Raw genomic sequence first — 19,942 nt, 5'->3', positions numbered from 1 at the left:
TTAGTGATCGTGGTGCAGGTACGCCGCCTGCTTCGGCAGGCGCAGGCTGAACAGGAAGGCCACCGCCATCATGGCGGTTACGTACCAGTAGAAGGTGTTCTCCATGCCCAAGGTTTTCAAGCCCAGTGCCACGTATTCGGCCGAGCCGCCGAACACCGCGTTGGCCACGGCGTAGGCCAGCCCCACGCCCAATGCGCGAACCTGTGGCGGAAACATCTCGGCCTTCACCAGGCCGCTGATGGAGGTGTAGAAGCTGACGATGCACAAGGCCAGGCTTACCAGCACGAAGGCCATGAACGGGCTGGTCACGGTCTTCAGCGCCATCAGCAAGGGTACGGTGAAGAGCGTCCCCAGGGCGCCGAACAGCAGCATCGAGTTACGCCGGCCGATGCGGTCGGAGAGCATGCCGAACAGCGGCTGCAGGATCATGAACAGGAACAGCGCGCCGGTCATGACGAAACTGGCACTCTTGGCATTCATGCCGGCGGTGTTGACCAGGTACTTCTGCATGTAGGTGGTGAAGGTATAGAAGATCAGCGAACCGCCGGCGGTGTAGCCCAGTACGGTGATGAACGCGGCGGCGTGATTGCGAAACAGCCCGCTGATGCTACCGGCATCCTTGTCCTGGCGGGTCTCTGCGCTGCTGGTCTCCTTCAGCGAACGGCGCAGCATCAGCGAGATCAACGCGGCAATGGCACCGACCACGAACGGGATGCGCCAGCCATAGGCGCGCAGTTCGTCCTCGGTGAGCAGTTGTTGCAGGATCACCACCACCAGCACCGCCAGCAACTGGCCGCCGATCAGGGTGACGTACTGGAACGAGGCGAAGAAACCGCGCTGGCCACGCAGCGCCACTTCACTCATGTAGGTGGCGGTGGTGCCGTACTCACCGCCCACCGACAGCCCCTGGATCAGCCGCGCCAGGAGCAGCAGCGCTGGCGCCCAGGTGCCGATGCTGGCGTAGGTGGGCAGGCAGGCGATGATCAGCGAGCCGCCGCACATCATCAGCACCGAGATCATCAGCGAGTTCTTGCGCCCGTGACGGTCGGCCAGGCGGCCGAAGATCCAGCCACCGATGGGGCGCATCAGGAAGCCCGCGGCGAACACGCCGGCGGTGTTGAGCAACTGCACCGTGGGGTCGTCGGAGGGGAAGAAAGCCGGGGCGAAATAGATGGCGCAGAAGGCGTAGACATAGAAGTCGAACCATTCCACCAGGTTGCCCGACGAGGCGCCGACGATGGCGAAGATACGCTTGCTGCGTTCTTCGCCGGTGTAATAGGTTGAGGTCATGGTGCGTTTGCTCCTGGAGGGTCACAGGTAATTCTAGACATACCTGGTTACACACTCGTTCCGCCTTGCCCGTGCGTCATGGCTACCGGCCTCATCGCGGGGCAAGGCCGCTCCCACGCTGCCTGGCAGGCATGCTCGTGCGAGCGGAGGGTTCCAAAGGATCAGATCCTTTCTATGGCCAACGCCAACCCCTGCCCAACGCCCACGCACATGGTCGCCAGGCCCTTGCGCCCACCGCTCTTCTCCAACTGATGTAACGCCGTCAGCACCAGACGTGCCCCGCTCATGCCCAGCGGATGCCCCAGGGCAATTGCGCCACCATTGGGGTTCACCTGCGATGCATCGTCTGCCACACCCAGCTCGCGCAGCACTGCCAGGCCCTGGCTGGCAAAGGCTTCATTGAGTTCGATGACATCGAAGTCGGCCACGGCAATGCCAAGGCGCTCGGTCAGCTTGCGCACCGCGGGCACCGGGCCGATACCCATCACCCGTGGCGCCACACCAGCGCTGGCCATGCCCAGCACCCGGGCACGTGGGGTCAGACCGTGCGTCTTCACCGCCTCGGCCGAAGCCAGAATCAGCGCGGCGGCACCGTCGTTGACACCCGAGGCGTTGCCAGCGGTAACGGTCTTGTCCGGGCCGTTGACCGGCTTGAGCTTGCCCAGCGCCTCCAGCGTGGTCTGCGGGCGCAAATGTTCGTCGTGCTCGACCACCGTCTCACCCTTGCGGTGCTGGATACGCACCGGGACGATTTCCTCGGCGAAAAAGCCGGCGGCCTGCGCGGCGGCAGCCTTCTGCTGGCTGCGCAGGGCGAAGGCATCCTGGTCGGCACGCGATACCTGGTAATCATCGGCGACGTTGTCGGCGGTCTCGGGCATCGAGTCCACACCGAACTGGGCCTTCATCAACGGATTGATGAAGCGCCAGCCGATGGTGGTGTCCTCGAGCTTCATGTTGCGCGAGTAGCCGCTCTCGGCCTTGCCCATCACGAACGGTGCGCGGGACATCGACTCGACGCCACCGGCAATCGCCAGCTCCATCTCGCCGCTGGCGATGGCCCGGAAGGCGCTGCCAATGGCGTCCATGCCCGAGGCGCACAGGCGGTTGAGAGTCACGCCTGGGACGCTGTGCGGCAAGCCGGCCAGCAACAGCGCCATGCGCGCCACGTTACGGTTGTCCTCGCCGGCCTGGTTGGCACAGCCGAAGAACACTTCGTCGAGCTGATCCCATTGCACATCCGGGTTGCGCTCGATCAGCGCCTTGAGCGGCACTGCCGCCAGGTCGTCGGCGCGCACGCAGGCCAAGGCCCCGCCGAAACGGCCGATAGGAGTACGCACAGCGTCGCAGATAAAGACGTCTCGCATCAGGCTTCTCCTGCCGTCTGGCCATGGGCGGCGGCGGTGCGCGCTTCGAGGTCGCGCAGGGCGGACAGTTCTACCTCGCTCGGAGCCGTGGTTTGCCGCACGTCGTCGGCGAAGCGGATCGCCCAGCCAGTGGCAGCGATGATCTGCTCGCGGGTCACGCCTGGGTGGATCGAGGTGACCACGAACTCATGGGTACCCGCCTCCGGCTCCATGATGCACAGGTCGGTGATGATGCCGACCGGACCTTCACCCGGCAGCCCCAGGCGCTGACGTGAATCGCCGCCTTCGCCATGCCCCACCGAGGTGATGAAGTCGAGCTTGTCGACGAAGGCCCGCGGCGACTGCTTGAGGATGATCAGCACCTGCTTGGCGGAACCGGCGATCTCCGGGGCGCCGCCGGCACCTGGCAGCCGGGTCTTCGGCGCGTGGTAGTCACCGACCACGGTGGTGTTGATATTGCCGAAGCGGTCAACCTGGGCAGCGCCGAGGAACCCTACATCGATGCGCCCACCCTGCAGCCAGTAACGGAAGATCTCACCGGTAGGCACCACGGTGTCGGCGGTCTCGGCCAGCTCGCCGTCACCGATGGACAACGGCAGCACGCTGGGCTTGGCACCGATCGGACCGGACTCGTAGATCAACACCACGTCGGGCGACGAGGTCAGGCGCGCCAGGTTGGCGGCCTTGGAAGGCAGGCCGATGCCGACGAAGCAGACGGCGCCATTGCGCAGGCGACGGGCGGCGGCGACGGTCATCATTTCGGAAGTGGAGTAGCTCATTGCGCGGCCTCCGCGGTGCTGGCCAGCCTGGCCTGGAATTCGGTGAAGTCGGCGGTGCCACGGATATAGGTGTCGACCCAGGCGGTGAACGACTCACGGTTGCGGGCAATCGGGTCCCAGGCCTGGTAGAAGCGGTTGTCGCGCTCGTAGTAGCCGTGGGCGTATGAAGGGTGGGCGCCGCCAGGCACCAGGCATACCGCGCTGAGGGCCCATGTGGGCAGCACACAGGCATTCATCGGCGCCTGCAGGTCATCGACGATCTCCTCGACGGTGACGATGCAGCGCTTGGCTGCCAGCGCCGCTTCCTTCTGCACACCGAGGATGCCCCACAGCAACACATTGCCCTTGCGATCGGCCTTCTGCGCATGGATCACGGTGACGTCCGGGCGCACGGACGGTACCGCGGCAAGTACTTCACCAGTGAATGGGCAAGTGACGGACTTGATCAGCGGGTTGACCTTTGGCAGATCGGAACCGGCGTAGGCCCGCAGCACCGCGAATGGCAGGCCGGAGGCACCGGCGACATAGGCGTTGGCCAGGTCGGCGTGGCTGTGCTCCTCGATCTCGATCGCGTGGGGCCACTGTTTCTCCACCGCGTCGCGCAGGCGATGCAGCGAGCCCACGCCCGGGTTGCCGCCCCAGGAGAAGATCAATTTGCGCGCGCAACCGGCGCCGATCAGCTGGTCGTAGATCAGGTCCGGGGTCATGCGCACCAGGGTCAGGTCGCGCTTGCCCTGGCGGATGATCTCGTGGCCGGCCGCGGTCGGGATCAGGTGGGTGAAACCTTCGAGGGCGACACTGTCGCCATCCTGGATGAACTGCTTCACGGCCTCGTGAAGCGAGAGGATTGCTGCCATTGGAGACTCCTGGTCAGGTCGAGTCGGGTCAGTGAGCAGCGGGCCGATGCATCGCTGCGATGGGCTCAGATTAAGGAGACGGAGGGGGCAGTTACAATCCGATAATCGCACTTTCGTGCGATTATCGAACAATTTGTCAGCAACTATTTATAGGACCTAAGTGATGCCGGTCGACCTCAGGTTGCGTCCGCGTGGCTGACCAACCCCTTCACCACCACCCCCACGGTCGCCAATGCCGCCGGCACCAGCAGCGCTGTCAGCACCTGCTCGAACGTCCATCCCAGCCCGAGCAGCGTCGCCCCGCTCCAGGCACCGAGAATCGCGCCGAAGCGGCCGATGCCAAGCATCCACGACACCCCGGTGGCACGCCCCTGAGTTGGATAGAACCTGGCCGCCAACGACGGCATGGCTGATTGCGCGCCGTTCACGCACATGCCAGCGACGAGCACCAGGATCCCCAGCAGGGTGATGTTGCCCAGGCTCTGCCCAACGGCGTAAGCGAACACGCCTGCCAGCAGGTAGAAAATGCCGATCACCTTGTGCGGGTTGAAGCGGTCCATGGCCCAACCCACTGCCACCGCGCTCAGCACCCCACCAAACTGGAACAATGCGCCGATAAAGGCGGCCTGCTCCATGCTTGCGCCGCTGTCTCGCATCAGTGTCGGCAGCCAGCTGGTCAGCAGGTAGACGATCACCAGGCCCATGAAATAGGTCAGCCACAGCAATACGGTGCCCAGGCCATAGGTACCCGAGAAGATCACCGCAAACACGTTGCGCGCCGCCACCGCCTTCTGTTCCGGCACGCTGAAGGTCGATGCCTGGGCTACCTGTTCAGGATTGATCGGCGCCAGGGTCTTGCGCACCTTGTCGGCCCCGCGGTTGCGCACCACAAGGAACCGCGCCGACTCCGGCAACCAGGCCAAGAGCACCACTGCCAGCAGCAGTGGCAGGACACCGCCGATCACCAGCAGGCTGTGCCAGCCATATGCCGGGATCAGCTTGGCCGAAATGAAACCGCCGCCGGCCATGCCCAGGTTGAAGCCACAGAACATGCTGGTCACCAGCAGCGACTTGAGGCGCTCCGGAGTGTATTCCGACAACAAGGTGGTGGCATTGGGCATGCCGGCCCCGAGGCCCAGGCCGGTCAGAAAGCGCAACACCAGCAATTGGTCGACATTGCTCGCGTAGGCCGAGGCCAGACTGAAGCCACCGAACACCAATACCGCGCCCACCAGCACGCCCTTGCGTCCGAAGCGGTCGGCCAGCGGGCCGGAGCCGAGGGCGCCGAACACCATGCCGATCAGCGCGGCGCTCATCACCGGGCCGAGGCTGGCCCGGTCGATGCCCCATTCCTGAGACAGCGCCGGGGCGATGAAGCCCATCGCGGCGGTGTCCAGGCCGTCGAGGAAGACGATCAGGAAACACAGGATCACCACCCGCCATTGATAACGGGACAGCGGCTGGGCATTGATGAAGGATTGGACGTCGAGGCAGTTGCCGACAGCGGATTGTGGCTTGTTCATTATTGTTATCCGGGAGTTGGGCGCAGGCAGGCTACCGCGCAGGGCGGATGCACTGGAACAGAAAACAGCGGATAGGTCGGCCGTGCTCAGCCGGAGTGCAGCAGCACCGTGCGCGGGTGCGGGTGCGACCGCGACAGCGAAGGGACAGTGGTCATGGGGATGCCCTCGGGCCTGTTGTTATTATCCGGTCGGCGCAGCCGACAGGTGCGACAGACATTAATCAGCGGGCGTGGGCGGCGCAATTCGTCGAGAGCGACACTGTGCGTTTATCGAACAGGAAACGGTATGGCGTGTTCAACGTTTCCGCGTATGAGCAACTGTCTTGTGTTGTTCGTAATCGCCTCATCGCTGGCAAGCCAGCTGAGCACGGTCGGTGTGGGAGCCGGCTTGCCGGCAATGGGGCGCAACGCGCCCCGGCGGGCTCAGCCAAATAGCTGATGGCACAAGTCCCTGCTGGCCGCCAGCAGGATCGGCAGGAAACGCTGCTCCAGTTCCCCGCGGCTGACGCGGCCGACATGGGTACTGACATTCAGCGCCGCCAGCACTTGACCCGACGCGTCATAGATCGGCACGGCAATCGAACGCAAGCCTTGCTCCAGTTCCTGATCCACCACGCACCAGCCCTGCTCACGCACCTGCTGGATACACGCGAACAACGAGGCCGGGTCATGCAGGGTACGGCTGGTACGGGCCTTGAGGTCGGCGCGTTCCAGGTATTCGTGCAGGCTGGCATCGTCCAGTGCCGCCAGCAGGATACGGCCCATCGAAGTGCAATAGGCCGGCAAACGCCCACCGACCGAGAGGTCCACCGAGATCAGCCGTTCGACCGTGGCGGAGCGCGCAATATAAAGGATGTCATCGCCTTCCAATGTGGCCATGTTGGCCGCTTCGTGGAGCTGGTCGCTGATGCGATCCAGGTAAGGCTGGGCCGACACCGCCAATGGTGTGGATGACAGGTAGGCATGACCAAGGGTCAACACTTTGGGCAACAGCGAATAGGTACGCCCGTCAGTGGTCGCGTAACCCAGCTTCATCAGGGTATGCAGGCAGCGCCGCACCGCGGCCCGCGGAATCTCCGTTCTATGGCTGATCTGGGCGATGGTCAGGTGGCGCTTGCGCTCCTGGAAGGCCTGGATCACCGCCAGGCCACGGGCCAGGGAAGTCATGAAGTCAGGGTCACCGGTGAATGCCTGGATACGCTTGGCAGCCGACGCCACGATCGGGGGTGCCAGGGTGGGGCTGGTACTGCGTGCGGGCTCGTTGGCTGACTGGCCGCTGGTTTCTTCGCTCATGGACATGCCTCAAAAAAATCGCTACCTCGTGCGATTATCGAACGAACGGCCGATAATCGCAATTGACCGCTGACACTTTTACTTATACCTTTCCCCTGCCACATGTGGCTTCTTTGGAGAGACTGGTCAGGTACCCACCGTAGAAGTCCCAGGCAACGGCCTCGCCCCTCAGCGAGGCCGTTTTCATTTCTGACAGTAGACGGCGAACTTGCTTGGCACATCGGCTTGAACCTTTTGAATGCCGGCACGACAAAGGTTTTATAGACTGCACAATAAACTTCAGGTCTATTGTCAGTTGCAGGTAAAGAACGATAGCCTTCAACCGGGCGATTGCTATAATTGCCGGTGTTGATTGCAAGCACCGTTTAACGGATCCAATCGACGCACTTTCGTTGCCTTGCGACTGCCAGCCCCTGTCTTTACAGTGGCTTGCCGTGCGCTGCACAGCAGCTTGCCAACTCATGCATTGCCTTTTCGGTGCAATGAATTGTTCGGCTTGCCGACATATCCGCATTCTGCGTGTGTATTTAAAGGCTGACGCCCCACTTCAACCTATTCAGGTATTACTGTGACGAAAGAAGAACTGCGCGCGGAACTCGAGCGCCAGGCTGAACGTTACAAGGATGTTTACGGTGGTGAAGTCACCACGTATGCCGCACAACCCGACCCGGAACGCAAACCCTGGCGTAAGCGTGCCAGCGTTCTCGACCAGGCGTTCGCCCAGGAAATCGAGAAGATCGAAAAGGAGCTGCGCAGCGACGACAATTGAAGCCGATCAGTGCCAATGCGCCATCACCCAGGAAGGGTTTGCGGCGAAGCATGCCGGCGAAAACCTATGATATGAAATGGAATCACACAAATTTCATACAGTCGTTTTAATTGCGCAAGACCAGTAAAAATTACCTCAAACAGCTGATTTTTCTGAATTTTATCGATTTTTAACGGCGTTTTTTTGCGATTACCCGGCACGTGGGTGCTCGTGCCATGCCGGCATTCTCCTGCCATCGGTCAGCGGCAGGTGCATCGATTGCCATGGTTTTCTGGCATAATCCGCCCCCCCTAAGACCGCCAGACAACCTTCATGATCGATTTATTCAGCGGACTGGATGCCTGGGTTATCGTGAGCTTGACGCTCGCTCTGACCTTCGTGCTCGCCTTCGAGTTCATCAATGGCTTTCATGACACCGCCAACGCGGTAGCCACCGTCATCTATACCAAGGCCATGCCACCGCACCTCGCCGTGTTCTTCTCTGGCGTGTTCAACTTCCTCGGCGTTCTGCTCGGTGGTGTCGGGGTGGCCTATGCCATCGTCCACCTGCTGCCGGTCGAACTGCTGATCAATGTGAACACCGGCCACGGCCTGGCCATGGTCTTCTCGTTGCTGGCCGCCGCCATCACCTGGAACCTGGGCACCTGGTACTTCGGCATTCCGGCCTCCAGCTCGCACACCCTGATCGGCTCGATCCTCGGCGTCGGCCTGGCCAACGCCCTGCTCAGCGACATTCCGCTGGGTGACGGCGTCAACTGGCAGAAGGCCATCGATATCGCCATGTCCCTGGTGCTCTCGCCAATGGCCGGCTTTGCTGTCGCAGCCCTGGTGCTGATTGGCCTGAAATGGTGGCGCCCGCTGTCGAAGATGCACAAGACCCCTGACCAGCGCCGCAAGCTCGACGACAAGAAGCACCCGCCGTTCTGGAACCGCCTGGTGCTGGTGATCTCGGCCATGGGCGTGAGCTTCGTGCACGGCTCCAACGATGGCCAGAAAGGCATCGGCCTGATCATGCTGGTACTGATCGGTATCGTGCCGGCCAAGTTCGTCCTCGACCTGAACAGCACCACCTACCAGATCGAGCGTACCCGTGATGCCACCTTGCACCTGAGCCAGTTCTACCAGCGCAACGCCGCCACCCTGGGCGAGTTCCTGGCACTGGGCAAGGCGCAGGCCAGTGACCTGCCGGAGCAGTTCAGCTGCAATCCGCAGCAGACCGAGCCGACCATCGCCGCGCTGCAATCGTCGCTCGCCGGTGTGACCGACTATCGCGCCCTGAGCGCCGAGAAGCGCGTCGAAGTGCGCCGCTACCTGCTGTGCCTGGACGACACGGCGAAGAAGGTCGGCAAGCTGCCAGGCCTGGAGCCTCGCGAAAAGGCTGACCTGGATAAACTGCGCAAGGACCTGACCGCCACCACCGAATACGCCCCGTTCTGGGTGATCGTCGCTGTCGCCCTGGCCTTGGGCCTGGGCACCATGGTCGGCTGGAAACGCGTGGTGCTGACCGTTGGCGAGAAGATCGGCAAGCAGGGCATGACCTATGCCCAGGGCATGTCGGCCCAGATCACCGCGGCCTGCGCCATCGGCATGGCCAACGTGTTCAGCCTGCCGGTGTCCACCACCCACGTGCTGTCGTCTGGTGTCGCCGGTACCATGGTCGCCAACAAGAGCGGCCTGCAGGGCGGCACCGTGAAGACCATCCTGCTGGCCTGGGTACTCACCCTGCCGGCGTCGATGGGCCTGGCGGCCGGCCTGTTCTGGCTGGCCACCAAGGCCATTAGCTGAGTGCTGATGCAGTACTGAAAAAGGCGCCCCTTGCAGGGCGCCTTTTTCGTGGGAGCGGCGGTACGCCGATGCGATTTGTCCCGCGATAGGCCCATTGAGGTTTAACGTTTCTTCCCACCCAACAGCGACCCCATCAACCCACGCACCAACTGGCGCCCCAGCTGATTGGCCGCCTGGCGCACCGCCGACTTGATCGCCTGCCCCGCCGCGCTCTGCAAGAACTCGCCGGCCTTGTCGGCGAAGCTGTCTTCCTCGGCCTTGGCCTGGGGTACTGGCTCCACAGGCTCACCCTTGCGCTGCGTGAGCATTTCATAGGCCGATTCACGATCGATCGGTTTGTCATAACGCCCCGCCAGCGGTGACGCCGCGATCAGCGCACTGCGCTCAGCCGCGCTCAAGGGTCCGATCCGCGACTGTGGCGGCGCGATCAACACCCGCTGAACCATGGCTGGCGTGCCCTTCTCCTCCAGGGTGCCAACCAAGGCTTCGCCGATACCGAGCTCAGTGAGCACCGCCAGGCTGTCGAACGCCGGGTTCGGCCGGAAACCATCAGCCACGGCACGCAATGATTTCTGCTCCTTGGCGGTGAAGGCGCGCAGGCCATGCTGGATACGCAACCCCAACTGAGCCAACACCGCATCCGGCAGATCTCCCGGCGACTGGGTGACGAAGTACACCCCCACGCCCTTGGAGCGGATCAGCCGCACCACCTGCTCCAGGCGGTCCTGCAACGCTTTGGGCGTACCATTGAACAGCAGATGCGCCTCATCGAAGAACAGCGCAAGCACGGGCTTGTCGGCATCGCCGCGCTCCGGCAATTGCTCGAACAGTTCAGCCAGCAACCACAACAGGAACGTCGCATAGACCTTGGGAGCGTCATGCACCAGACGGCTGGCATCGAGCAGGTGGATGCGGCCGCGCCCGTCGCCCTCCGGGCGCAGCAGATCTTCGAGCTGCAGCGCCGGTTCGCCGAACAATGCCTCGGCCCCTTGTTGCTCCAGGGTCGCCAGCCGGCGCAAGAGCGCCTGTGTGGAAGCGCTGGTCATCAACGCGCTGTCCTCGCCCAGCAATTGTGGGTTGTCCTTGAGGTGCGCTAGCAGGGCCTTGAGGTCCTTCAGGTCGAGCAGCAGCAAGCCCTCCCGGTCGGCCACCTTGAACGCCGCATACAAGGCAGCCTGCTGGCTGTCGGTGAGCTCCAGCAGGTTGCCCAGCAACAGCGGCCCCATTTCACTCATCGTGGTGCGCAGGGGGTGCCCCGATTGCCCCGCGACATCCCACAGGCTCACCGGGTAGCCCCGGGGCGTGTGATTCAGCCACGGCATGCCAGCGATCCGCTCGGCGACCTTGCCCTGCGGCGCGCCCGCCGTACCGAGGCCACACAGGTCGCCCTTGACATCCGCGGCGAATACCGCCACCCCGGCGTCACTGAACAGCTCGGCGAGGTGCTGCAGGGTCACCGTCTTGCCGGTGCCCGTGGCTCCGGCCACCAGGCCATGCCGGTTGGCCAGGCGCATGGCCTGGGATACCGGCTGACCATCCGGCCCCGCTCCTACAACCATTCGTAAGGAATCTGACATCTTCTTTCATCCCCTGCTCAAGTTCTGCCGCGTGACAGCCGATATTTCAAAATGATTCTTACCAGAAAGACAGTAACAACCCGAAAAGGACCCACGGGACTTGTTGCACTGTTTTCCAGCCGTGCTTTGTGCGAACGACCCGATAAAAACCTTAGCGGACACGATCACGTTATGAACAAAAGCCTTCGTTTCAGCCACAAGATTCTTCTGGCGGCATCACTGATCGTGATACTCGCCTTCAGCCTGTTCACCCTGTACAACGACTATCTCCAGCGTAACGCCATTCGCGAAGACCTGGAGAACTACCTGGCCGAGATGGGCGAGTCCACCTCCACCAACATCCGCAACCTATTCGAAGGGCGCATCAAACTGGTCGACAACGTCGCCCAGAACCTCGCCCAGTTCCCACAGAACACCGGCACCCTGCTGGGCCAGAGCGCGCTCACCTCAAGCTTCCTGACAATCTACCTGGGCCAGCCCGACGGCACCTTCACCGTGCGCCCCGACACCAAGATGCCTGACGGCTACGATCCGCGCGTGCGCCCGTGGTACAAGGACGGCCTGAACGCCAGCGGCCCGATCCTCACCGAGCCCTACATCGACATGGCCACCAACAAGATGGTCATCTCGATCATCAGCACCGCGTCGCGCTCGGTTGGCGTGGTCGGCGGCGACCTGGCCCTCGACGGCCTGGTGGAGATCATCAACTCGCTGAACTTCGGCGGCATGGGCTATGCCTTCCTGGTCAACGACCAGGGCAAGATCCTGGTGCACCCGGACAAGAACCTGGTGATGAAATCGCTGACAGACCTGTTCCCGCAGAACACCCCTCGCCTGTCCCGCGACCTGACCGAAGTCACCCTCAATGGCGAAACCCGCCTGCTGACCTTCACCCCGGTCAAAGGCCTGCCATCGGCCAACTGGTACATCGGCCTGTCGGTGGACAAGGACAAGGCATTTTCGATGCTCAGCACCTTCCGCACCTCGGCAGTGATTGCCACAGTGGTGGCGGTGGTGATCATCATCGCCCTGCTCGGGCTGTTGATCCGCGTGCTGATGCAGCCACTGCACACCATGACCCGCGCCATGTCGAACATCGCCGAAGGCGAAGGCGACCTGACCCGCCGCCTGGAAATTCACAACCACGACGAATTCGGCATTCTCGGCACCGCTTTCAACCGCTTCGTCGAACGCATCCACGGTTCGATCCGCGAGGTGTCATCGGCCACCGAGCAGGTCAACGAAGTGGCGCTGCGCGTGATCAGCGCCTCGAACTCGTCGATGGCCAACTCCGACGAGCAGTCCAATCGCACCAACAGCGTCGCCGCCGCCATCAACCAGCTCGGTGCCGCCGCCCAGGAGATCGCCGGCAATGCCGCCCAGGCCTCGCAGCATGCCAGCTCCGCGCGGCTGCTGGCCGAGGAAGGCCAGCAGGTGGTGCAGCGCAACATCGATGCGATGAACCGCCTTTCGGACCTGATCGTCACCTCCAGCGAGCATATCGAGACGCTCAACAACAAGACCGTGAACATCGGCCAGATCCTCGAGGTGATCACCAGCATTTCCCAGCAGACCAACCTGCTCGCCCTCAATGCCGCCATCGAGGCGGCACGCGCCGGTGAGGCCGGCCGGGGCTTCGCCGTGGTCGCCGACGAGGTACGCAATCTGGCGCACCGCACCCAGGAGTCGGCGCAACAGGTGCAGACCATGATCGAAGAGCTGCAGGTTGGCGCTCGCGAGTCGGTCGACACCATGGGCCAGAGCCAGCGTCACAGCCAGGACAGCATGGACATCGCCAACCAGGCCGGCGAGCGCCTGGGCAGCGTCACCCAGCGTATCGGCGAGATCGACGGCATGAACCAGTCGGTGGCCACCGCCACCGAAGAGCAGACCGCCGTGGTCGACTCGATCAACATGGATATCAACGAGATCAACATGCTCAACCAGGAAGGCGTCGAGAACCTGCAGGCCACCCTGCGCGCCTGTTCGGACCTGGAACAGCAGGCCGGTCGCCTCAAGCACTTGGTCGGCAGCTTCCGCATCTGACCCTGCGCCCGCTCCCACTTTTGCAGTGGGAGCGGGCCGCGCCAAACCTCGATCGAACAAACTATCCTTCAAGTAGGTCAACCCTAAGGCGCGTCATCGTCGGCCCAGTGCCGCCTGGTGACACACCCGAGGACGATCCCGGAGGGATGCTGATCGTGCACATCGCCGACATCACCATGTTCTACGCCCCGGCCAGCGGCGGGGTAAGAACCTATCTTGATGCCAAACACCACCGCCTCGACGCCATGTCCGGCGTTCGCCACAGCCTGTTGATTCCCGGCGCCAGCGCCAGCCAGACCAATGGCGTCTACCATGTTCCCGCGCCGCCCCTGCCCTTCGGCAACGGCTACCGTTTCCCGGTGCGCCTGGCCCCTTGGTGCAAGGAGCTGCGTCGTCTGCAACCCGACCTTATCGAAGTCGGCGACCCCTACCTCACCGCCTGGGCGGCCCTGGAAGCGCGGCGCAAGCTCGATGTCCCGGTGATCGGCTTCTATCACTCCGACCTGCCGCTGCTGGTGAGCAACCGCATGGGCAATTGGTTCACCCCCAATGTCGAGGCCTATGTCAGCAAGCTCTACGGACATTTCGACCGGGTACTCGCGCCCAGCCAGGTGATGGCCGACAAGCTGCGCAGGCTGGGGGTCGAGAATGTGCATGTGCAACGCTTGGGGGTGGACCTGATGCAATTTCACCCTGACAAGCGCGACCCCGGCCTGCGTCGCGAACTGGGCATCGCCGATACCAGTCGACTACTGGTGTTTGCCGGCCGTGGCTCGCGGGAAAAGAACCTGCCGGTACTGCTCGACTGCATGCAGGCACTCGGACAGCCCTATCACCTGCTTTTGGTGGGCTCGAACATGCCGATCGGGGTGCCAGACAATGTCAGCGTGATCGACCACTTCTGCCCCCCCGATGAAGTCGCTCGGCTACTGGCCAGCGCCGACCTGCTGGTGCATGCCGGCGACCAGGAAACCTTCGGCCTGGTCATTCTCGAGGCCATGGCCAGTGCCACGCCCGTGGTGGCCGTGCACGCTGGCGCCTTCGGCGAAATCGTCAACGAACAGTGCGGCCACCTGTGCCCACCTAACGACGGCCGCGCCATGGCCGCCGCCGTGCGCGAAGTCTTCGACCACGGCGTGCGCCAGCTTGGCAGCCAGGCGCGTCGCCACGTGGAACGCCATTACAGCTGGGACAACGTGGTCAGTGGCCTGCTCCAGCATTATCAGGCGGTGCTGGGCCACCCGCTACCGGTGCGCGCCCATGGCTGAGCCCGCCTCCACCCGACGCAGCCTGATGCTGGTGCTGCACGACGTGGCGCCGGAAACCTGGCCGGACTACCAGCCCTTCGTCCAGGCGATCGATGACTTGGGGGACGTGCCCATGACCTGGCTGGTGGTGCCGGATTTCCACCACCGCAATCCGCTCACGCATTCGCCCACCTTCTGTCGCCTGCTAGACCGACGCCTGGCCCGTGGCGACGAACTGGCCCTGCACGGCTACTACCATGCCGACGACGGTCCGGCGCCTCGCGGGCCGCGCGAATATTTCATGCGCCGGATCTACACCCACGAAGGTGAGTTCCACGGCCTGGAACAGGCCAGCGCACTTCAGCGCCTGCAAGCCGGGCTGGCGTTGTTCGGGCAACAAGGCTGGCCAGTGGCGGGGTTCGTCGCCCCCGCCTGGCTGATGAGCGAAGGCACGCGCCAGGCGCTGCGCCAGCTGCCGCTGCGCTACACCAGCACCCCAAGGCACCTGTACCGGTTGCCGGACTTCACCGCCTTTGATGCCCCGGGGCTGGTATGGAGTGCGCGCAGCGCCTGGAGACGAGGGTTGTCCAAGGTCGTCAGTGACTGGCAGTGCCGGCGCTGGCGCGAGGCCGACACTCTGCGCCTGGGCCTGCATCCGGTGGACATGCGCCACGCCAGCTCACGCAATTACTGGCTCGAGACCTTGCACCAATTGCTGGCGCAGGGACGTGAGCCACTGACCAAGTCGGCCTGGTTGGAGCGCCAGGCCGCGCCATGAGTCGCCTGGGCTGGCTAGGCCTGGCATTGCTGCTGGCAGTGTCAGTGCCCGCCCTGCTGGGCGGCCGCGATTTGCTCCCACGCCTGCAATCCTTCGCCCCCGGCCTGATGGCGCTGCTGCTGGGCATGATCTTGCTGTGCTGGACGCTCAATGCCCTGCGCCTGCGCCTGCTGCTCGGCGAACAGGGCGCCCGGGTGGGCCGGCTCCGCAGCCTGGGAGTAGTCATGGCCACCGAGTTCGCCATCTGTACCACTCCTGGCGGTACGGGAGGCCCACTGACGCTGATGACCCTTCTGAAACGCGAGCGTATCGCGCCTTCGCTTAGCGGCGCGGTGTTCGCCATGGACCAGTTGAGCGACCTGCTGTTCTTCTTCTGCGCCATGCTGGCGATAGCCGCGTACGCCCTGTTCCACAGGCTCGGCCACAGCCAAACGCAAATGTTGATGGGCAGCGCGTTGCTCTTGTGCACCGCGCTGGCGGGGATCGTCCTGCTGCTGCGTTATCGACGCGGGGTGATGCGCGGCAATGGCCGGCTGTTGCGGCGCCTGGGCATGTCAGCGGCACGGCGGCGACGCTGGGCACGCAAAGTGCTGCGTTTCATCCATGCCCTGGGCGATACCTGGCGCATGCCACGGTGCACACTGGCTGCGGTGTTCTGCCTGACCTGCGCGCACTGGTGCCTGCGCTATAGCGTGCTGTACCTGGTATTGCGCGGATTGGGCGTGGAGCTGGCATGGATTCCGAGCTTCCTGGTGCAGATGCTGTCGCTCAGCGCGGGGCAGTTCAGCCTGCTGCCGGGCGGCGCCGGCGCGGCGGAGCTGACTTCGGCGACCTTGCTGTCACCGCTGGTGGGCAGTTCGACGGCAGCCGCGGCCATTCTGATCTGGCGCGCGGTTACCTACTATTTCTATCTGTTGGCGGGGGGGCCGGTGTTTCTATATCTGCTGGCGCGGCCATTGCTGGATCGTCGGCGCCGACAGACGGGTTGAGCCGCCCCCAGAGTTCGACAGCACCAGGGAACTCAGTGCCGTCTTCGTCGCTCAGGGCCTCGGGATCGAAGCGGGCCAGGCAACCCTCGCCCAAGGTCGCTGGCGCCGAGGCGCCGGCCTTGTCACGTGGATCCGCCATGCACCGGCCCTCGACTCAGTTGAACACCACGGTCTTGTTGCCGTGCACCAGCACGCGGTCTTCCAGGTGATAGCGCAGGCCACGGGCCAGGACCATCTTCTCCACGTCGCGGCCGAAGCGGACCATGTCCTCGATGCTGTCGGCATGGCTGACCCGTACCACGTCCTGCTCGATGATGGGGCCGGCGTCGAGCTCCTCGGTCACGTAGTGGCAGGTCGCGCCGATCAGTTTCACCCCACGCAGCGCCGCCTGATGATAAGGCTTGGCGCCGACGAACGACGGCAGGAAGCTGTGGTGGATGTTGATGACCTTTTCCGCGTATGCCTGGCACAGCTGCGGCGGCAGGATCTGCATGTAGCGCGCCAGCACCACGGCATCGGCACCGCACTCCTCGACCAGGCGCGATACCTCGGCGAACGCCGGCTGCTTGTCCTTCGGATCGACCGGCACATGATGAAATGGAATGCCGTGCCATTCGACCATGCTGCGCAGGTCGTTGTGGTTGGAGATCACACACGGGATCTCGCAATCCAGCTCGTCGGTGTGCCAACGGTGCAGCAGGTCTGCCAGGCAGTGCGACTCGCGGCTGGCCATCAACACCACGCGCTTCTTCTGTGCCGAATCGGTGATCCGCCAGGTCATGGAGAACTCTTCGGCGATCGGCGCGAACGCCTCGCGGAAAGCTTCGATACCGAACGGCAGGGACTCGGCGCGAATCTCATGGCGCATGAAGAACCAACCGCTCTGCTCGTCGGAATGGTGGCTGGCTTCGTTGATCCAGCCATTGTAGAGGGCCAGGAAATTACTGACTTTCGCCACGATGCCGACACGGTCGGGGCAAGCAATCACCAGTCGATAGGTGCGCATGAGAGAGACTCCAGAACTTCGCAAAGGCGCGTATTCTAGCGGCCTGCCGGGGAAAACGCAGTAATCATCTTTACCAGAGCGCCTTGCCTGGGGGGCTCGATCACACAGGGCCATTCCCATTTTCCCTAAGGGGTGATCGGCATTGCCCAAGGCAATTTGTAAATTTTTCTTAACCTAATGACTGTGAAGTCATGCCCTACTATTAATTGAGTCTTCAATTTTAAATTGTTTACTTGAGAGTATCGTCTGTCTATTATTGCCCCACTGTCTCTCTCTGAACATGCACTAAGGAACACACCATGTCCCTGATCAACGAGTACCGCGCTACCGAAGAAGCTATCAAGGAACTTCAGGCCCGTCTGGCCAACCTGTCGCAAGACGGCAAACTGCAAAAAGAGCTGGAGTTCGAAAAGAAGCTGCGCGAGCTGATGGCCGAAAACGGTAAATCGCTGCGTGACGTGATCGCGCTGCTCGATCCGGAAAGCAAACTGAGCAAGGCGCCGCGTGGCGCAGTCAAGACCACCGGCACCAAACGTGCACGCAAGGTCAAGCAATACAAGAACCCGCACAACGGCGAGGTTATTGAAACCAAGGGTGGCAACCACAAGACCCTGAAAGAGTGGAAAGCCAAGTGGGGCGGCGACGTCGTCGAAAGCTGGGCCACCCTGCTGGACTGATACGCTTAAACGGGCGCATTGGTTTCAACATGAAAACGCCGGCAGTTGCCGGCGTTTTTGTTTATCTGCACATTTCAAAGCTGGTATTGCACTTTCAGTTGTCGGATATGGCCCTGCCAGGCTTCCAGTACCTGGCGCCCCGCCTCGCTGGCGTCTAGCAGGCTGCTTTGGCATGCCAGCTCGAAATCGGCCAGGGTGTTCGGCGCACCAAAGGCAGGGTCTGTAAGACGTTGCTGACAGAACGCATGCCAACGTGCGCGCTCTTGTTCATCAAGGGTGTCGGAAAAGTTTCGCGCCCGATAGCGGAACAACAATTCCGGCAGGCGCGGATCATCGAACATCCACTGCCCCTTGGCCAATTGCGCCGGATCGGTACACCGCACTTGCTCGCTCAGGCGTTTGTCGCGGTCACCGAGGAAACCGTCATACAACTGTTGCTCCGGGTCTTCACTGGGTGCAAAGCCCTCTTCCTGATAGATGATGCCCAGCTTGTCTCGCCAAACACTTTGCTGGTTGGCCAACTGCTGCGCGTGTGCCTGCAACACCGACAATTCAAGCCCCAACCGTTGTTGATCGGCCGGGCGCAGTACCGATAGCGGCGCCAGCACCGGGCACCGATTGATATGCACCAACTTCAGCGGTACCGGTAGTTCGCCCTCGGCCATATCTTCGTGCCGCGTGTACAAACGCTCACGCAATGCTTGCGCACTCTCCTCGAGCAGCGGCGAATTATCCTGTTGCAAGTCGCAGACTATCAGCGCGTTGCGATTACGCGGGTGCCAGGCCAATGGCAACACCACACCGATATAGTTGCGCTGCGCCGAGAAACGTCCGGATACATGTACCAGGGGCTGCAATAGGCGGATCTGCTCCATGACCTTGTGCTTGCTGCGCAACTGGAACAACCAGTCATACAACCTGGGCTGCCGGTCCCGAATCAACCGGGCCAGGGCAATGGTCGCCCGCACGTCGGAAAGCGCTTCGTGGGCATGGCCATGGTCGATGCCATTGGCCTTGCTCAACAGCTCCAGACGCAAGCTGGTGCGCCCATCCTGCTGCGGCCAGACGATGCCCTCGGGGCGCAGCGCATAGGCAGTACGCACCACATCGATCAAGTCCCAGCGGCTGTTGCCCCCCTGCCATTCACGGGCATAGGGGTCGAAGAAGTTGCGGTAGAGGCTGTAGCGGGTGACCTCATCGTCGAAGCGCAACGTGTTGTAGCCGGCGCCACACGTGCCAGGCCGGGCCAGTTGCGCATGGATGCGCGTCATGAATTCGGCCTCGCACAGCCCCTGGCTGGCCAGCTGCTGTGGAGTGATGCCGGTCACCAGGCAAGCCGCCGGGTGCGGCAGGATATCGTCGGAGGGCTGGCAATAGAGGCTGATCGGCGCCTCGATCTCGTTGAGATCGAGGTCGGTGCGCACGCCGGCCACCTGCAGGGGGCGGTCGCAGCGTGGATTGATGCCGGTGGTTTCGTAGTCGTGCCAGAAGATGCTGGAGCTCACGGGGTCTTCCTGTAACAAGGTCGACCAGAGTCTAACGGCACGCGCGAGGGCTGGGCCAGCCTTACGCAGAGGCGTTCATGGGCCGGAAGCTGAAGAAATCGCGCAGCGAGCGGACAAAGCCGTCGTATTCCTGCGGCGCTTGCAACAACATGAAACCGGCATCGAAATGCCCGGGCGTTTCATCTTCGCGGCACCACAGGCAACTGGCGGTCAGGTTGATGAACTGCAGGCCACCGCCGGCAAGGGGAACACGCAGTTGCAGCTCGAAGTCCGGCCCCACCAGCACCGGCAACTGGCTGATCAGCATCAGGCCGTCTTCGGAAGCATTGCCCAGATAGCCGATCTGCTGGTCGGTGCAGCGGTTGAAGACCTTGAGCACGCAAGGCAGTTGATGACGCTCTATATGTCGCTCGATAAACATGATCGCAGTGAAGTCCTGTACCTGGAGCCAGGAAGAC

17 protein-coding genes and 1 pseudogene are annotated in these 19,942 nt (G+C 62.8%); 8 read left to right on the top strand and 10 right to left on the bottom strand.

Annotation, left to right across the window (positions count from 1 at the left end):
* The 6 genes from KHO27_RS01585 to pcaR form a co-directional block, all read right to left on the bottom strand.
* Nucleotides 1-1,290, bottom strand: a complete 1,290-nt coding sequence (locus KHO27_RS01585; RefSeq protein WP_102682775.1) for an MFS family transporter — start codon at nt 1,288-1,290, stop codon at nt 1-3.
* A 161-nt stretch (nt 1,291-1,451) separates the two neighbouring features.
* Complete coding sequence (gene pcaF, locus KHO27_RS01580; protein ID WP_214501953.1) at nt 1,452-2,657, bottom strand: 3-oxoadipyl-CoA thiolase; 1,206 nt, start codon at nt 2,655-2,657, stop codon at nt 1,452-1,454.
* Entirely contained in the window at nt 2,654-3,433 is a 780-nt protein-coding gene (locus tag KHO27_RS01575; protein WP_139669423.1) for a CoA-transferase subunit beta, read from the bottom strand. The genes pcaF and KHO27_RS01575 overlap by 4 nt, the downstream gene beginning before the upstream one ends.
* On the bottom strand, nt 3,430-4,290 hold the full coding sequence (locus tag KHO27_RS01570) for a CoA transferase subunit A (RefSeq protein WP_102682778.1): 861 nt from the start codon (nt 4,288-4,290) through the stop codon (nt 3,430-3,432). Before KHO27_RS01570 ends, KHO27_RS01575 begins: the two co-directional genes overlap by 4 nt.
* Nucleotides 4,291-4,466: 176 nt before the next feature.
* Nucleotides 4,467-5,813 (bottom strand): 4-hydroxybenzoate transporter PcaK, encoded by a 1,347-nt coding sequence (pcaK, locus tag KHO27_RS01565; RefSeq protein ID WP_214501067.1) that lies wholly within the window; start codon nt 5,811-5,813, stop codon nt 4,467-4,469.
* A 422-nt stretch (nt 5,814-6,235) separates the two neighbouring features.
* Entirely contained in the window at nt 6,236-7,105 is an 870-nt protein-coding gene (gene pcaR, locus KHO27_RS01560) for a pca regulon transcriptional regulator PcaR (RefSeq protein WP_102682779.1), read from the bottom strand.
* 568 nt (nt 7,106-7,673) lie between these two features.
* Here pcaR and KHO27_RS01555 point away from each other — a divergent pair.
* Entirely contained in the window at nt 7,674-7,874 is a 201-nt protein-coding gene (locus tag KHO27_RS01555) for a hypothetical protein (protein WP_023629966.1), read from the top strand.
* Between the two features lie 312 nt (nt 7,875-8,186).
* The gene (locus tag KHO27_RS01550) at nt 8,187-9,659 is read left to right on the top strand and encodes an inorganic phosphate transporter (RefSeq protein WP_023629967.1); all 1,473 of its coding nucleotides are present in this window, start codon (nt 8,187-8,189) and stop codon (nt 9,657-9,659) included.
* A 101-nt stretch (nt 9,660-9,760) separates the two neighbouring features.
* On the opposite strand, the gene KHO27_RS01545 is transcribed toward KHO27_RS01550, so the two are convergent.
* The gene (locus KHO27_RS01545) at nt 9,761-11,236 is read right to left on the bottom strand and encodes a helicase HerA-like domain-containing protein (RefSeq protein ID WP_110697632.1); all 1,476 of its coding nucleotides are present in this window, start codon (nt 11,234-11,236) and stop codon (nt 9,761-9,763) included.
* Nucleotides 11,237-11,287: 51 nt separating this feature from the next.
* Here KHO27_RS01545 and KHO27_RS26465 point away from each other — a divergent pair.
* From KHO27_RS26465 to gpgF, 5 genes and pseudogenes are all read left to right on the top strand, one after another.
* A pseudogene (locus KHO27_RS26465) lies at nt 11,288-12,424 on the top strand (HAMP domain-containing protein); the annotation flags it as partial.
* Nucleotides 12,425-12,517: 93 nt separating this feature from the next.
* A complete protein-coding gene (locus KHO27_RS26460) occupies nt 12,518-13,282 on the top strand; it encodes a methyl-accepting chemotaxis protein (RefSeq protein WP_371041571.1) in 765 nt (254 codons plus the stop codon).
* A 146-nt stretch (nt 13,283-13,428) separates the two neighbouring features.
* Complete coding sequence (gene gpgS, locus KHO27_RS01535) at nt 13,429-14,550, top strand: N-acetylglucosaminyl phosphatidylglycerol synthase (RefSeq protein ID WP_110697627.1); 1,122 nt, start codon at nt 13,429-13,431, stop codon at nt 14,548-14,550.
* Nucleotides 14,543-15,307: an N-acetylglucosaminyl phosphatidylglycerol deacetylase gene (gpgD, locus tag KHO27_RS01530; RefSeq protein ID WP_139669416.1), complete on the top strand. Its 765-nt coding sequence runs from the start codon at nt 14,543-14,545 to the stop codon at nt 15,305-15,307. Before gpgS ends, gpgD begins: the two co-directional genes overlap by 8 nt.
* On the top strand, nt 15,304-16,296 hold the full coding sequence (gene gpgF / locus KHO27_RS01525; RefSeq protein ID WP_110697623.1) for a glucosaminyl phosphatidylglycerol flippase: 993 nt from the start codon (nt 15,304-15,306) through the stop codon (nt 16,294-16,296). The genes gpgD and gpgF overlap by 4 nt, the downstream gene beginning before the upstream one ends.
* 154 nt (nt 16,297-16,450) lie before the next feature.
* Here gpgF and purU read toward each other — a convergent pair whose 3' ends face one another.
* Nucleotides 16,451-17,302 carry a formyltetrahydrofolate deformylase gene (gene purU / locus KHO27_RS01520; RefSeq protein WP_046856933.1) on the bottom strand — a complete coding sequence of 284 codons (852 nt, stop codon included), beginning with the start codon at nt 17,300-17,302 and terminating at the stop codon, nt 16,451-16,453.
* Between the two features lie 299 nt (nt 17,303-17,601).
* Here purU and mvaT point away from each other — a divergent pair, with 299 nt between their 5' ends.
* Nucleotides 17,602-17,979, top strand: coding sequence for a histone-like nucleoid-structuring protein MvaT (gene mvaT, locus KHO27_RS01515; RefSeq protein ID WP_028690229.1), 378 nt, complete (start codon nt 17,602-17,604; stop codon nt 17,977-17,979).
* A gap of 74 nt (nt 17,980-18,053) precedes the next feature.
* Here the strand turns inward: mvaT and sbcB are convergent, their stop codons facing one another.
* Together sbcB and KHO27_RS01505 are read right to left on the bottom strand one after the other, a co-directional pair.
* Nucleotides 18,054-19,484 carry an exodeoxyribonuclease I gene (gene sbcB, locus KHO27_RS01510; RefSeq protein WP_214501066.1) on the bottom strand — a complete coding sequence of 477 codons (1,431 nt, stop codon included), beginning with the start codon at nt 19,482-19,484 and terminating at the stop codon, nt 18,054-18,056.
* A 61-nt stretch (nt 19,485-19,545) separates the two neighbouring features.
* Nucleotides 19,546-19,905, bottom strand: a complete 360-nt coding sequence (locus tag KHO27_RS01505; RefSeq protein WP_046856935.1) for a PilZ domain-containing protein — start codon at nt 19,903-19,905, stop codon at nt 19,546-19,548.
* Nucleotides 19,906-19,942 lie beyond the last annotated feature (37 nt).

It is taken from the genome of Pseudomonas sp. RC3H12 (assembly GCF_018596375.1).
GTDB lineage: Bacteria > Pseudomonadota > Gammaproteobacteria > Pseudomonadales > Pseudomonadaceae > Aquipseudomonas.
Note: the sequence above shows the minus strand (reverse complement) of the source record. Positions and strands in the feature narration are given on the sequence as shown.